Raw genomic sequence first — 14,626 nt, 5'->3', positions numbered from 1 at the left:
AGCCGGCAGCACACAAACGGGCGCCCTCCGGGGCGCTTTTTGTTTTACTGTTGGCCTGTTATTCGTTCCTGCTCCGATTGCCTTCATGACACCTGCCCTGCTACGCCCGCTCTGCCTTCTTGTCGCGCTCTCCTGCGGCACCCTCCATGCCCAGGATCGCGGAAAGCCGGACGACACCGGCTTCGTCGGCCTGCCGACCACCGGCCAGCTCGATGCAAACCGCGTGCTCGAAGCGCGCCACGGCGCGCCGAAGGACGCCGCCGGCAAGGACCTCAAGGACGACAAGGCCGACAGGGACGACAGGGATGGCAAGGACGGCAAGGTTGGGCCAAGGCCCGCGCGCCCGGCCGCGAAAGGCATTACCGTGCCGACGGGCGGCATCACGGGCGTCGTCATCGAGAGCACGGCACGCGAAGCCCAGTCGAATGTGCCGGTGACCTTTGGCCAGGTGTTCGCGCCCGGCGACCTGCCTCGCGGCGCGGGCCTGTCAGGCAAGCTGGCCGACGGCACGCTGCTGCCGCTGCAGCTCGACGTCAAAGCCAGCCATCCGGATGGCTCGGTGCGCCACGCCGTCATTTCGCTGGTGCTGCCGCGCCTGGCCGCCGGCAAGGACCTCGGCCTTGCCCTGGTGAGGACCTCGAAAAAGGCTCACGGCCCCGCGCTCAAGCCGGAGAATCCGCCGGACACGGTGGTCAGCATCGTCGTCGACGGCGAGCGCTATACCGCCTCCAGCGCCGCCCTGCTGAAGGAACAGAAGGTACAGACCTGGCTGCAAGGACCGGCCGTGACCGAACTGCAGGTGGCCGCGCCGCTGAAGAACGCGAAGGGCGCCGAGCATCCGCACCTGGCCGCGCGCTTCGCCATCCGCAGCTACGCCGGCACGCGCAATGCGCGCGTCGACGTGGTGCTCGAGAACGACTGGGCCTACGAGCCCGAGCCGCGCAATTTCAGTTACGACGTCAGGATCACGGCCGGCGGCGAGACGCTCTACGAAAAGAAGGACTTGCTGCACTACCACCATGCGCGCTGGCGCACCGTGGCCTGGACCGGCGAAGCGCCTGCAATCCACCTGCGCCACGACAGCGCCTATCTGATCGCCACCCGCGCGTTGCCGAACTACGACCGCTCGATCCAGGTCCGCGACAGCATGCTGGCCGCGCTGGCCGCGAAATGGGAAGGCCCGAAGACCGAACCGATGGGCGTGGGCGTGGCCGAGCGCTCGATGGGCAACACCGGCGGGCGCAGCGACATCGGCCTGCTGCCCGGCTGGGGCGCTGCCTACCTGCTCAGCATGGACCCGCGCGCGAAGAAGGTCACGCTCGGCACCGCCGACCTGGCCGGCAGCTTCCCGATGCACTACCGCGACAAGCGCACCGGCCTGCCAATCAGCCTGCTCGACTACCCCTACATGACGCTGCTCGGCCATCCCTCGGACACGCGCAACCCCAAGACCGGCAAGCAGGAAGTCTTCCCGCCCTGCCGCAAGGAGCTGTGTAAAACGCCGAATGCGCCGGACGGTTCGCACCAGCCGGCCTTCGCCTACCTGCCCTACCTCGTCACCGGCGACCACTACTACCTCGAAGAGCTGCAGTTCTGGGCCATGTACAACGTGTTTTATTCGAACCCCGGCTACCGCAAGGATGCCCAGGGGCTGCTGGCCTCGGACCAGGTGCGCAGCCAGGCCTGGAACCTGCGCACCCTGGCCGAGGCGGCCTACATCACCCCCGACGGCCACCCGCTCAAGCGCCCGCTGGAAAAAATCCTCGACAGTAACCTCGACTGGTACAACGCCACGTATACCAATAACCCGCAGGCGAACCGGCTGGGTGTGCTGGTGATCGGCTATGCGATCGTCTACAAGGACAAGACCGCGATCGCGCCCTGGCAGGACGACTTCTTCACGGCCGCCGTCGGCCACGTGGCGGAACTCGGCTACAAGGAAGCCGAGCCCCTGCTCAAGTGGAAAGTGCGCTTTCCGATCAGCCGCATGACCGGGGAAGGCGTATGCTGGCTGGCCGGCGCCAACTACACCTACACGGTACGGCCATCGCCGACGGCGCCGCTGTTCGAGCGCATCGGCGACGCCTATGCAGCCACCGTCGGCCCCGACATCGCTTCCCTTCCCTGCGACGGCGACCGCATCGCTGCGGCGCTCAAGCAGAAGCCGGGCGACATGGGCGGCTATGCCGATGCCACCACCGGCTTCCCCTCCAACATGCAGCCGGCACTGGCCTACGCCGCCAGCGTCGGCGGCGAAGCCGGCCGCAAGGCCTGGGCCAGGTTCATGGCACGCAGCGTGAAGCCAGATTATGGCGAGGGGCCGCAGTTCGCGATCGTGCCGCGCTGAGGTGCATTGGCGTCGGAAAGCGCCAAAGAATTACAACTTGTAACCGCGATTGCATCGTCATCGGCCTTGTAGCATCTTGTGAGAACAATAACTCCACAAGGTCCTGACATGAGACGCTCGTCCGCCGCGCTGCCTGCCCTGGCAGCCGCATTGCTCCTCGCCGCCTGCAGCACGCAGAACCAGGCGCCGCAGCCTGTCGTTGCCGGCACTGCTGTCGCGCCGCCTCCGCCTCCCGCGCCCAACATGCCGCAGCGCGTGGATGTCACCGGCTCGAGCCTCAAACAGGGCCCGGTGTTCACCTATGCGCCCGCATCGCCGCTGATGTTCCCCATGGCGCCGGTGGTGCGCCTGCCCGGCGTCGACAAATTCCCCGATGTCCAGGCGAACAAGGCAATCCTGGTCGAGGAGCAGCCCGTCTCCACCTTCAGCACCGACGTCGATACGGCATCCTATGCCTTCGTGCGGCGCCAGCTGAACACCGGCCGGCTGCCGCCGCTCGCGGCCGTGCGCGTGGAAGAAATGGTGAACTACTTCCCCTACAACTACGCCCGTCCGGCGAGTCGCACCCAGCCCTTCGCGCTGACGACCGAGGTCATGCCGAGCCCGTGGAAAGCGGAGAACCAGCTGCTGCACATCGCGGTGCGCGGCTACGACATCCAGGCGGCGCAGCAGCCGCCGATGAACGTGGTGCTGCTGGTCGACGTCTCCGGCTCGATGGCGCCGCCGGACCGGCTGCCGCTGCTGAAACAGGGCTTCCGCCTGTTCGCCGAGCGCCTGCGGCCGCAGGACCGGGTCGCGATCGTCACCTACGCCAGCGGCACGAAAGTGGCGCTGGAACCGACCACGGGCAAAGACAAGGGCAAGATTCTCGACGCCATCGATGCCCTGGGTGCCGGCGGCGGCACGGCCGGCGCCGACGGCCTGCAGCGCGCCTATGCGCTGGCCGAGCGCCATATCGACAAGCGCGCCGTGAACCGCATCATCCTCGCGACCGACGGCGATTTCAATGTCGGCATTACCGACCCGCGCGAACTGGAGAAATTCGTCGCCGACAAGCGCAAGAGCGGTGTCTACCTGTCGATCCTCGGCGTCGGCAGCGGCAACCTGAACGACGCCCTGATGCAGCGCCTGGCGCAGTCGGGCAACGGCAACGCGGCCTACATCGACTCGCTGCTGGAGGCACGCAAGGCGCTGGGCGAGGAACTCGGCTCGACCATGTTCCCGATCGCGAACGACGTCAAGATGCAGGTCGAATTCAACCCGGCCCAGGTCGCCGCCTACCGCCTGATCGGCTACGAGACGCGCATGCTGGACCGCCAGGATTTTAAAGACGACAAGGTCGACGCCGGCGACATGGGCGCGGGCCATACCGTCACCGCGATTTACGAGATCACGCCGGCCTCCGCTGCGGGGAAACTGGTCGATCCGCTGCGCTACGGCGCGGGCAGGAAGCCGGCTTCGAGCGCGAAGAGCGACGAGCTGTGCTTCGTACGGGTGCGCTACAAGCTGCCGGGTGAGTCCAGCAGCCGCCTGGTCGAACAGCCGGTGCGCGCCGGATCGGTGCACAAGACACTGGCCTCGGCGCCGGCCGACCAGCGCTTCGCCGTCGCCGTCGCCGCCTTCGGCCAGCGCCTGCGCGGCGAGCAGCAGGTGGCCGATTACAGCTATGCCGACATCGCCGACCTGGCGAACGGTGCGCGGGGCGAGGATGCGGAAGGCTATCGGGCCGAGTTCGTGAAGCTGGTGCGGATGACGGAAGCGCTGGGCAAGGCCGGTGGAATCGGCCAGCCGTAGGGATTACGCCGACAGTAAATCGAAGAGGGTGAGGGCGACGACCTTGGTCGCTTTCCTCAGATCCTCCAGCGCCAGCTTCTCGTCCGCCTTCTTCGCATTCGATTCCGGCACCGTCCGCGGCCCGGCGCCGTACATCACGGCCGGAATCCCGCGCTCGCCATACAGGCGCGCATCCGCGTACAGCGGCGTACCGACCGCCGGAATGGCTTCGCCGAGTACCGCCCGTGCATTCTCCTGCAGGCTGCGCACCAGTTGATCCGCCCCTGGCAGCGGCCGCAGCGCCTGCGACAGCAGCAATCTCCGGATCTCGACCCGGATTCCGGGCAGGGCCTGCACCGCCTCCTCGATCAGCGCACGCACCCCCGCTTCCACGGCGGCCGGGTCTTCTTCCGGAATCATGCGCCGGTCCATTTTGAGGACCACCTTGCCCGGCACGACATTCGTGTTGGTCCCGCCATCGATACGCCCGACCAGCATGGTCGGCGAGTCGATCCCCGGCACGCTCGACTTGATCTTCTTCAGCTCCGGCAGCTGGCCATAGATCGCGTTCAGGACGCGCGTGGCGGCCTGCAGTGCATCATGCGCCGTCTCAGGCATGGCGCCGTGGCCGGCCTTGCCGTGCACCGTCACTTCCAGCTGCAGGCAGGCGTTGTGGGCGGTGACGACCTGGTAGCTGAAGCCGGCGGCGATCACCAGGTCCGGGTGCGTCAGCTCCTGTTCGAGCAGCCAGCCCGGACCGAGCAGGCCGCCGAACTCCTCGTCGTACGTGAAATGCAGCTCCACGCCGCCCCGCAAAGGCGCCTTCAATGCTTCGAGTGCGCGCACGGCGAAGATATAGGTCGCGAAGTCGCTCTTCGACACCGCCGCCGCGCGCCCGTACAGGTAGCCATCCTCGATCTCGGCGCCGTAGGGCGGCCTGGTCCAGCCCTCGCCCGGCGGCACCACGTCGCCGTGGGCGTTCAGGGCGATCGTCGGACCGCCCGCGCCGTAGGGCCGGCGCACGATCAGGTTCGTGATGCTCTCCATGCCGTAGTCGCGCACCTCCTGCGCCGGCACCGCGTGGCGCTCGGCCTGCCAGCCGAAGCTTTCCACCATGCCGGCGATCGCTTCCGCATGCGGCGCGTTGTTGCCGGGCGGGGTATCGGTCGGGATGCGCACCACCGACTGCAGAAAGGCGACCTGCTCGTCGAAGTGGGCGTCGATCCAGTCGAGCAGCTGCTGTTTGGTGTCCATATTTTTATTTGCCCCGCTTGTTTACCTGCTTATTTACTTACCTTTGCGCCGGCTTCGAACCAGGCGCCGACCTGCGCCCGTTCGGCGTCGGTCATGTGGGTGAGATTCGCCAGCGGCATGGCCTTCAGCTGCACCGTCTGCTGGTAGATGCGCGCCGCGTGCTGGGCGACCAGTTCGGGCGAATCGAGCATCACGCCGGCCGGCGCGGTGGCGAAGCCGGGTTGCGTTGGATGCGCGGAATGGCAGGCCACGCAGCGCTGGTCGACGATGCTCTTGACCTGCGTGAACTGGCCGGCCGTGTCCACGCCCGGCTGCTGCGCCGTGGGCGCTTTCGGCGCAATCAGCACCGCCAGCACGGCCAGCAGCGCGACGCCGGCCGCCGGATACTTCAACTCGATGCGGCCCTTGTGGCGCAGGTTGAAGAAATGGCGGATCAACACGCCCGCCGCCATGATGACCGCCAGCACCGCCCAGGCGTGTTCGTGGCGATAGGTCATCGCATAGTGGTTGCTGATCATGAGGAACAGCACCGGCAGCGTGAAGTAATTATTGTGCACCGAGCGCTGCTTGGCGCGGATGCCATGGACGGGATCGGGCTTCCCGCCGGCCATCATGGCATCGACCATCTTGCGCTGCCCGGGAATGATCACGTGGGCGACATTCGCTACCATGATCGTGCCGATCATCGCGCCGATATGGAGGTAGGCCGCGCGGCCGCTGAGCAAATGCGTCAACACGTATGCGCTGCCGACCAGGAAGGCGAAGATGACGAGGCCGAACGCCAGGTCGTGTTTGCCGAGCGGCGATTTGCACAGCAGGTCGTACACCAGCCAGCCGGCCACCAGGCTCCCGAGGCCGATGCCGACCGCCTGCCAGCTGCTCAGATCGGCCACGCTGCGGTCGACCATCATCGCCTGCGCGTTCAGGTAGTAGACGATGAACAGCAGCGCAAAGCCCGACAGCCAGGTCGAATAGGCTTCCCACTTGAACCAGTGCAGTTCCGTCGGCAGTTCGGCGGGCGCCACCAGGTATTTCTGCGGATTGTAGAAGCCGCCCCCGTGCACGGCCCACAGCTCGCCGGCGACGCCCTTCTTCGCAAGGTCGGAGCCGGGCGCGGGCGGCTTGATCGTGTTGTCGAGCCAGACGAAATAGAAGGAGGCGCCGATCCAGGCGATGCCCGTGATGATGTGCAGCCAGCGCACCAGCAGGTTGAGCCATTCGAGGCCATAGGAGGCGAACACGTCCATGCAGGGTCCTTGTAGCGTGATTTCACTGACGATAAACCGATTTCATTTTGTACAACATGAAAGTTGACGTATATTCGACATACCCGATTTCATATACAACAAGCCCATGGCCGCCCTGCCCCAGCACCTGGATATCCACCTGATCCGTATCCTCTATCTGCTGCTGGTCGAGAAGAACGTCTCGCGGGTGGCCCTGAAACTGAACCAGCCGCAGCCTTCGATCTCGGCCTCGCTGCGCAAACTGCGCGAACTGACGGGCGACCCGCTGCTCGTGCGCGGCGCGCGCGGGATGGTGCCGACCCAGCACGGCGAAAGCCTGCTCAAACCCGCCAAGCGCATCCTCGACGAGACCGAGAGCCTGTTCGTCAAAAAGTCGGCCTTCGTCCCCGAAGAGGCGGCGCGCACTTTTCATATTGCCGCGCCCGACTACCTCGACACCCAGTTCCTGCCGAACGTGGTCGCCGCCGTGCGCCGCGGCTCGCCCAACAGCCGGGTCGCGATCCACGGCATGGGCGCCGGCGCCGACTACCTGCGCATGCTCTCCGACGGCGAAATGGACCTGGTGATCGCCAACTGGGACGAGCCGCCCGCGCACCTGCACATCTCGAAACTGTTCGAGGACCCGATCGTCTGCACGATGCGCGCCGACAGCCCCTACGCGCGCAGGACGGACGCCGACGCGATGACCATCGAAGACTACCTCAGTTTGCCGCACGTGGCACCCTCGCAGACGCTGCCCGGCTACCACGGCGTGATCGATTCCTTCCTCGCGCGCCAGGGGATGCAGAGAAAAATCGCGGTCGAGTCGCCCTACTTCGGGCTGATTCCCTACATGCTGACCCAGACCGACCTGGTGCTGACCACCGGCCGCCAGTTCATGCGTTTTTATGAGAAGACGCTGCCGCTGAAGACGTTTACGATGCCCCTCAAATTCCCGCCGATGCGCTTCTACCAGCTGTGGCACCAGCGCGTGCACCAGTCGTCCGAGCACAAATGGCTGCGCGACCAGGTGAGCCAGGCTGCGCGGGCGCTGGTACAAAAATAAGGTATATGCGCAGGCTTATGATTGAACCGCGCGCAGGATTTATCATCGAATGCTTGACCACCCGAGGCCGACCATGACCACGCTTGCAAGCCTGAACACCTTGACTGACTCCGCCTTTGTCGCGGCGCTGGACGGCATCTACGAGCACTCGCCCTGGATTGCACAGCGCGCGGCAGCGCGCCGGCCGTTTGCCACGCTCGCCGCGCTCAAGCTGGCGCTGCAGGACGTCGTGAATACCTCGAGCGAGGCTGAGCGCCTCGGCCTGCTGCGCGCGCACCCTGAGCTGGCGGGCAAGGCGGCCATCGCGGGCGAGCTGACGCAGGAGTCGACGAGCGAGCAGGCAGCTTCCGGCCTGAACCTGTGCAGTGCCGAAGAATACGCGCGGCTGCACGCCCTGAACGCCGAATACAACGACAAGTTCGGCTTCCCCTTCATCCTGGCCGTGAAGGGCCCGACCGGGCGCGGGCTGACGCGGACCAGCATCATCGAGACCTTCGCCCGGCGCCTGAAGAACACGCGGCCCGATGAATTCGCCGAGGCCCTGCGCCAGGTGCACCGCATCGCCGAAATCCGCCTCAACGCTTTATTCGACGTGGCGCCGCAACTGGGCGCGCAGGTGATGGACTGGTGCGAAACGATCGGCGCCTGGAGCGACGCCGACACAGGCCTCACTTGCGCCTATCTCACGCCCGCACACCGGCGCACCGCCGCACAGATCATGCAGTGGATGGCCGACGCCGGCATGGAAGCCCACATCGACGCGGTCGGCAATGTGGTCGGGCGCTACGCCGCGCATGATCCGGATGCGAAGACGCTGATGACCGGTTCGCACTACGACACGGTGCGTAACGGCGGCAAGTACGACGGGCGGCTCGGCATCCTGCTGCCGATTGCCATCGTGGCCCACCTGCACGCGCGCGGCGAGCGCCTGCCCTTCCACCTCGACGTGGTCGGCTTCGCCGAAGAAGAAGGCGTGCGCTTTCGCAGCACCTTCCTCGGCAGCAGCGCGATCACCGGCCAGTTCGACCCAGCGCTGCTGGACGCGCTCGACGCCGACGGCATCGCGCTGCGCGACGCGATCCGCGCCGCAGGCCAGGAGCCCGGCGCCATCGCATCGATTGCCCGCAAGCCGGAAGACCTGCTCGGTTTCGTCGAAGTCCACATCGAACAGGGACCGGTGCTGCTCGAACGCGGCTTGCCGGTTGGCGTCGTCACCGCGATCGCCGGCAGCTCGCGCTATCTGGTCGAACTGACGGGCGTGGCGAGTCACGCCGGCACCACCCCGATGGGCATGCGGCGCGATGCCGCCGCTGCCGCCGCCGAAATCGTGCTGCTGGTCGAGGAACGCTGCAGCGGTGTGCCGTCTCTGGTCGGCACCGTCGGCCAGCTCGAGGTGCCGGGCGGTTCCGTCAACGTGATCCCGGGCGCCTGCAAGCTCTCGCTCGACATCCGCGCCGCCATCGACGCCGTGCGCCTGGCAGCCGTGGACGACATCCTGGCCGGCATCAGTGCCATCTGCGCGCGGCGCGGGATCGAGGAAAAGCTGTGGAAGATCGTCGAGGCCGACGCTGCTCCGTGTGCGCCGCGCCTGATGGACGCGCTGGGCGCGGCGGTCGAGCGCGCGGGCGTGCCACGCTTCGACCTGCTGTCGGGGGCCGGCCACGATGCGATGCAAATGGCGCAGATCACCGAGGTCGCGATGCTGTTCACCCGCTGCGGCAACGGCGGCATCAGCCACAACCCGCTGGAGACGATGACGGCGGACGACGCGGAACTGGCCGGACAGGTGCTGCTCGACTTCCTGCGCAGCTACCCGGCCTGAGGGACAGGCTTCGCGGTCCCCGGAAGCATGCCGCGCACGGTGAGGCCGATGGACAGGCCGATCGATGCGAGCAGGAAGGGACCGCCCAAGGCCTCGCTCAGCCTGTCACCCGCCGCCACGCCGACCAGGAACAGCGCGCCGAACCAGATACCGATCGACCACAGGACGCAGCATGCAATCAGCATGAAGGGATTGCGCCGGATGCCGGGGGCGGCCGCCACGGCCTGCGATGCGCCGCAGACTGGACAGGCGCCGCTGCCATCATGCACGTCGCCGGCACAGCCCGGGCAAAAGACCATTTCCATGTTCGCTCTCCATCGGTTGCGGGTCGATGCGGCTACTGCGATTAATGCGCGCAGAAAAGATTACCTGGCGGGCAGCGCGAGGTCATGCGGGCTGTCATTGTCAATGTAGGGCCATCGACATCGATGTCAAGGAAGTCCCATGTTCGTGCTCCGTCCTGCTTACCCTGAAGAAATTCCCCTGCTATGGGCGCTGCGCACCCGCGCGGTCGCCCACGCCTGTGCGGCGCACTACAGCGCAGCCGTGCTGGCGGCCTGGCTCAGCTCACCGCCACCGGCTTCCCTACATCAATTGGTGGCCCAGGGTGGCGGCATCGTCGCCGAGGACGACGCCCGCCTGCTTGGCTATGGGGTATTGAATGCGGCCAGTGGCGAGGTCGACGCCGTCTTCGTCGAGCCGGCGCAGCACGGACGCGGGATCGGCGCGCTGCTGCTGAAGGCGGTCGAGGATGCCGCCCGCGCGGCCGGCTGCGGGCGCCTGTTCCTGTCGGCTTCGCTGAACGCGGTGCCCTTCTACGGGTGCGCCGGTTTTATCGCGGTGCGCGAGGAGATGTATCCGCACAGGTCGGGGATCGGAATACCGTCCGTGCTGATGGAAAAGCTGCTCTAAGGCTGCTACCGCTTCGTCCGCCGCGCCAGCACCAGCGCAATCCCGCCCAGGATCGCCACCGAAGCCAGCACCAGCCGCAGTGTCAGCGGCTCGGAAAGGAACAGCACCGCCCCGAACGCGGTCATCACGGGCACCGACAACTGCACCGTCGCCGCCTGCATCGCCGTCAACCTGCGCAGGGCGGTGTACCAGAGCGCATATCCGAGGCCGGACGTCACCGCGCCCGACACGATCGCAAGCAGGATGCCTGCGGCGTCGGCATGGGCGACGCCGGTGAACGGCAGCCACAGCACGAAACCCAGCGGCGCCGCGCGCAGGAAATTGCCCGCTGTGGCGCGCAAGGGATCGGGCGCACCGCGGCCGCGCAGCGAATACACCCCCCAGGCCGCCCCGGCCAGGGCCATCGACACGGCAGCGAGAAGCGGCGGCGCACTCACCCCCGGCAACACCAGGTAGACCAGGCCCGCCGCCGCCAGTCCCAGCCCGCACCAGGCCGTCAGCGGGAAGCGCTCGCCGCCCCGCAGCGCCCAGCCGAACATGGTCAGCTGGACGGCGCCGAACAGGACCAGCGCCCCGGTTCCTGCCGCCAGGCCGACATAGGCAAACGAGAAAAAAGCGACATACGCGAACAGCATCGCCGCCGACATCCAGTCGCCGTGCACGCTCGTTTCGTGCCCCGCGCGCCAGCGCACGATCAGTGCCAGCGCCAGTGCGCCGGAGGCCAGGCGGATCGCACCGAAGCTGGCCGGATCGATGCCGCCGCGCGCCAGGGCCAGGCGGCACAGCAGGGAGTTGGCGGCAAAGGCGAGCATCGCCGCCGCCGTCAAGGCCAGCGTTGCGAGCTGCGGCGTGTCGGCGGCGCGGTCACGCATGGACGGCCCCCGGTGCAGGCGCCCGGTTCCACACGTGCGGGGCCGCGCCCGCTGCGCGCGTGACATGATCCCGCTGCTGGACGGAAGGTTCAAGCCGGCTGGGGTGCGCCGTCGACATCGGGGAAGTGGTCGCCGAAACTGGGTTGGACACCCTCGGGCCGTGCTGGTTCAGCATCCTGGCACGCATGCGGCCGTGCCGGCGCCGGCACGCCCACGACAAAGCGCGCGCGTTTCGCCTACTCGAACTCGCGCGGCGGCGCGCGCCTGGCCGTCGCCCGGCTCTTGAGCCAGTCGCGTCCGCCCGCATTCAGCGCGCGCGTGACGACCGCCGGCGGCAGGCTGTACACGGTGGCCCAGGTGGCGCGCCCATCTGCCCCGTTCGAGGGAAAGCTGCTGGTCTCGATCGGCCAGTTGTACTTGCGTTTCAGGGTGCGGACGATGGCCGCCAGCGTGACGCGGCCGCGCAGCGGCTCGGCGCCGGTCTGGTCTTCGTCGGACAGCAGCACCGCCAGCACGGCGCCACGCGCGGTCAGCGGACCGGGAAAGGTAGGGGTTTTGCTCGGCATGCGGGCATTGTAGCGGCGTTTTCGCAAGGCCAGTGCACGCCGGCACCGTGTGGACGCGGCGACTCTCCGGCTGCGCCGCGCCCGCCCCGGCCCGCATCAGATGCTCGCTGCTTCGCCTGCGACGACTGCGTCCTGCGCGACGCCGGCCCGTTCCAGCATCGCATGCAGCAGGACATTGCAGCCGGCCTCGAGGTGGGCGGGCTGCGCATCCTCGATCTCGTTGTGGCTGATGCCATCCTTGCAGGGCACGAAGATCATGCCCGAGGGCGCGACCCGCGCCGTGTAGATGGCGTCGTGGCCGGCGCCCGAGACCACGTCCATCGTCGAATAGCCGAGCTTGGCGGTGGCCGCACGGACGGCGTCCACGCAATCCGGATGGAAGGGGCAAGGCGGGTAATAGGAGACGCGCTCGATCTCGATTCCCAGGCCGGTCTCGCGTTGCGTCTTCGCGACGAAGGCCAGCATCTCCTCGTGCATCGTGTTGAGGAGCGCGTCGTTCACGTTGCGCAGGTCGATGCTGAATTTCACCTGGCCGGGAATCACGTTGCGGCTGTTCGGGAACACCTGCACCATGCCGACCGTGCCGCGTCCGTAGGGCGGGTAGCGGTTCGCAATCGCGACGACCTCCTGCATGATCGTGGTGGCGACCTGCAGCGCGTCGCGGCGCAAGCCCATCGGCGTCGGGCCGGCGTGGGCTTCCATGCCGGACACCGTGCAGTCGTACCAGGACAGGCCCATCACGGCCGGCACCACGCCGATCACCTTGTCGGCGTCTTCCAGCACCGGGCCCTGTTCGATGTGCGCTTCAAAGTAGGCGCCGATCGGATGCTGGCCGGGTTCCTGGTCGCCGAGGTAGCCGATGCGCTCGAGCTCCTCGCGCACGGTCTTGCCGTCGACGTCCTTCGCTGCATAGGCGGTCTCCAGGCTGAAGGCGCCGCAGAACACGCCGGACCCCATCATCACCGGCACGAAACGCGATCCCTCCTCGTTGGTCCAGAAGGCGACCTCGATCGGGGCCTCCGTCACGATGTTGCGGTCGTTCAGGGTGCGCACGACTTCGATGCCGGCCAACACGCCGTAGTTGCCGTCGAATTTGCCGCCGGTCGGCTGGGTGTCGACGTGGCTGCCGGTGACGATCGGGGGCAGGCTGTTGTCGCGGCCTGCGCGGCGCATGAAGACGTTGCCGATCTTGTCGACGGTGACGCTCATGCCGGCTGCGCGCGCCCAGCCGACGACGAGGTCGCGGCCCTGGCGGTCGAGGTCGGTCAGGGTGAGGCGCTTGACGCCGCCTTTGGGGGTGGCGCCGATCCGGGCGAGCTCCATCAGGGAGTTCCACAGGCGTTGGCCGTTGATGCGCAGGGTGTCGGGCATGATTGTTTTCCGTTGGGAGTTCAAGCTTGCGTCGTGGTGAATGCCGGCCGGTCGATGTGGCGGCCGGCGCCCTCTTCCGCGCGCAGGTCGCCACGTTCGAAGACGAGCTTGCCGGCGGCAATCGTGTGCGTGGGAATGCCGCGTACGGTGCGGCCTTCGAAGACGTTGAAGCCGCCTTTCGCGAACTGGGTTTTCGCCGAGATGGTCCGGGTGCCGTTCGGGTCCCAGACGACGAGGTCGGCATCGGCCCCGACCTCGATCACGCCTTTTCTCGGGTACATATTAAAAATCTGCGCGGCGTTGGTCGAGGTGACGCGCACGAATTCGGAGGGCGTCAGGGTGCCCGAGTTGACGCCGGCGTCCCAGACGATCGCCATGCGTTCCTCGACGCCGCCGCAGCCGTTCGGGATCCGCGTGAAATTGTCGGCACCGGCCGCCTTCTGTTCGGCGCAGAAGGTGCAGTGGTCGGTCGCCGTCGTGTGCAGGTTGCCCCCACGCAGGCCCTGCCACAGCGCCGCCTGGTGATGCTTGCCGCGAAACGGCGGGCTCATCACGTGGCCGCGGGCGAAATCCTCGTCTTCGCTGGCGTACACGCTGTCGTCGATGACGAGGTGGCCAGCCAGCGCTTCGCCGTACACGCGCTGTCCCTTGGCACGGGCACGGGTGATGGCCTCGAGCGACTCGGCGCAGGACACGTGCACGATGTAGACGGGCGTACCGAGCACCTTGGCGATGGCAATGGCGCGGTTCGCCGCCTCGGCCTCGACTTCCGGCGGACGCGACAGCGGATGCGCCCTGGCGCCGGTGATACCCTTTTGCAGCAGTTCCTGCTGCAACTGATAGACGAGTTCTCCGTTCTCGGCGTGGACCGTCGGGATCGCCCCCAGTTCCAGCGCGCGCCGGAAACTTTTCACGAGCGTTTCGTCGTCCGCCATGATCGCGTTTTTGTAGGCCATGAAATGTTTAAAACTGTTCACGCCGTGCTCGCGCACCAGCGTGCCCATGTCGGCGTGCACGGACTCATCCCACCAGGTCACGGCCACGTGGAAGGTGTAGTCGCCGGCCGACTTCCTCGCCCAGCCGCGCCAGGTGCGGTAGGCCTCCAGCAGCGACTGCTTCGGATCGGGAATCACGAAATCCATGATCGTCGTCGTGCCGCCCGCCAGGCCAGCCGCGGTCCCCGTAAAAAAATCGTCGGCGGTGACGGTGCCCATGAACGGCAGCTGCATGTGGGTGTGGGTGTCGATCCCGCCCGGCATCACATACTGTCCGCCCGCGTCGATGACGGTGGCGTTCGCGGGCGCGTCCAGCTGCTCGCCGACGGCCACGATCTTGTCGCCAAAACAGAGCACGTCGCCGCGGAAGGCGCGGTCGGCGTTCACGATGGTGCCGCCGCGGATAATCGTCGTCATGGGCA

12 protein-coding genes are annotated in these 14,626 nt (G+C 67.2%); 5 read left to right on the top strand and 7 right to left on the bottom strand.

The genetic code is table 11. The features are described 5' to 3' along the window. Window positions 1–85 precede the first annotated feature (85 nt). Window positions 86–2,347 carry a hypothetical protein gene (locus tag ACI48I_RS10780; RefSeq protein ID WP_227496570.1) on the top strand — a complete coding sequence of 754 codons (2,262 nt, stop codon included), beginning with the start codon at window positions 86–88 and terminating at the stop codon, window positions 2,345–2,347. 108 nt (window positions 2,348–2,455) lie between these two features. Then, on the top strand, window positions 2,456–4,141 hold the full coding sequence (locus ACI48I_RS10775; protein ID WP_498574154.1) for a vWA domain-containing protein: 1,686 nt from the start codon (window positions 2,456–2,458) through the stop codon (window positions 4,139–4,141). Between the two features lie 3 nt (window positions 4,142–4,144). Here ACI48I_RS10775 and ACI48I_RS10770 read toward each other — a convergent pair whose 3' ends face one another. Both ACI48I_RS10770 and ACI48I_RS10765 read right to left on the bottom strand, forming a co-directional pair. Continuing rightward, complete coding sequence (locus ACI48I_RS10770) at window positions 4,145–5,374, bottom strand: M20/M25/M40 family metallo-hydrolase (protein ID WP_498574153.1); 1,230 nt, start codon at window positions 5,372–5,374, stop codon at window positions 4,145–4,147. Window positions 5,375–5,403: 29 nt separating this feature from the next. Further along, on the bottom strand, window positions 5,404–6,621 hold the full coding sequence (locus tag ACI48I_RS10765; RefSeq protein WP_498574152.1) for a urate hydroxylase PuuD: 1,218 nt from the start codon (window positions 6,619–6,621) through the stop codon (window positions 5,404–5,406). Between the two features lie 106 nt (window positions 6,622–6,727). Here ACI48I_RS10765 and ACI48I_RS10760 point away from each other — a divergent pair, with 106 nt between their 5' ends. Both ACI48I_RS10760 and ACI48I_RS10755 read left to right on the top strand, forming a co-directional pair. Continuing rightward, window positions 6,728–7,666: a LysR substrate-binding domain-containing protein gene (locus ACI48I_RS10760; protein ID WP_193686911.1), complete on the top strand. Its 939-nt coding sequence runs from the start codon at window positions 6,728–6,730 to the stop codon at window positions 7,664–7,666. 73 nt (window positions 7,667–7,739) lie between these two features. Next, window positions 7,740–9,488, top strand: coding sequence for an allantoate amidohydrolase (locus ACI48I_RS10755; protein WP_498574151.1), 1,749 nt, complete (start codon window positions 7,740–7,742; stop codon window positions 9,486–9,488). On the opposite strand, the gene ACI48I_RS10750 is transcribed toward ACI48I_RS10755, so the two are convergent. Continuing rightward, on the bottom strand, window positions 9,476–9,793 hold the full coding sequence (locus tag ACI48I_RS10750) for a hypothetical protein (protein WP_193686913.1): 318 nt from the start codon (window positions 9,791–9,793) through the stop codon (window positions 9,476–9,478). The genes ACI48I_RS10755 and ACI48I_RS10750 overlap by 13 nt on opposite strands. A gap of 139 nt (window positions 9,794–9,932) precedes the next feature. Between ACI48I_RS10750 and ACI48I_RS10745 the strand changes: the two genes are divergently transcribed. Then, on the top strand, window positions 9,933–10,400 hold the full coding sequence (locus ACI48I_RS10745; RefSeq protein ID WP_498574150.1) for a GNAT family N-acetyltransferase: 468 nt from the start codon (window positions 9,933–9,935) through the stop codon (window positions 10,398–10,400). A gap of 5 nt (window positions 10,401–10,405) precedes the next feature. On the opposite strand, the gene ACI48I_RS10740 is transcribed toward ACI48I_RS10745, so the two are convergent. The 4 genes from ACI48I_RS10740 to hydA form a co-directional block, all read right to left on the bottom strand. After that, on the bottom strand, window positions 10,406–11,272 hold the full coding sequence (locus tag ACI48I_RS10740; protein ID WP_498574149.1) for a DMT family transporter: 867 nt from the start codon (window positions 11,270–11,272) through the stop codon (window positions 10,406–10,408). A 236-nt stretch (window positions 11,273–11,508) separates the two neighbouring features. After that, complete coding sequence (locus ACI48I_RS10735; RefSeq protein ID WP_193686916.1) at window positions 11,509–11,838, bottom strand: hypothetical protein; 330 nt, start codon at window positions 11,836–11,838, stop codon at window positions 11,509–11,511. Between the two features lie 96 nt (window positions 11,839–11,934). Further along, window positions 11,935–13,209, bottom strand: coding sequence for a Zn-dependent hydrolase (locus ACI48I_RS10730; protein ID WP_193686917.1), 1,275 nt, complete (start codon window positions 13,207–13,209; stop codon window positions 11,935–11,937). A gap of 20 nt (window positions 13,210–13,229) precedes the next feature. Then, complete coding sequence (gene hydA / locus ACI48I_RS10725; RefSeq protein WP_193686918.1) at window positions 13,230–14,621, bottom strand: dihydropyrimidinase; 1,392 nt, start codon at window positions 14,619–14,621, stop codon at window positions 13,230–13,232. Between the last annotated feature and the right edge of the window lie 5 nt (window positions 14,622–14,626).

This window comes from Massilia sp. LXY-5 (assembly GCF_059801075.1).
The sequence above is the reverse complement of the archived record's forward strand: the minus strand, read 5'-3'. Positions and strand labels throughout refer to the sequence as shown.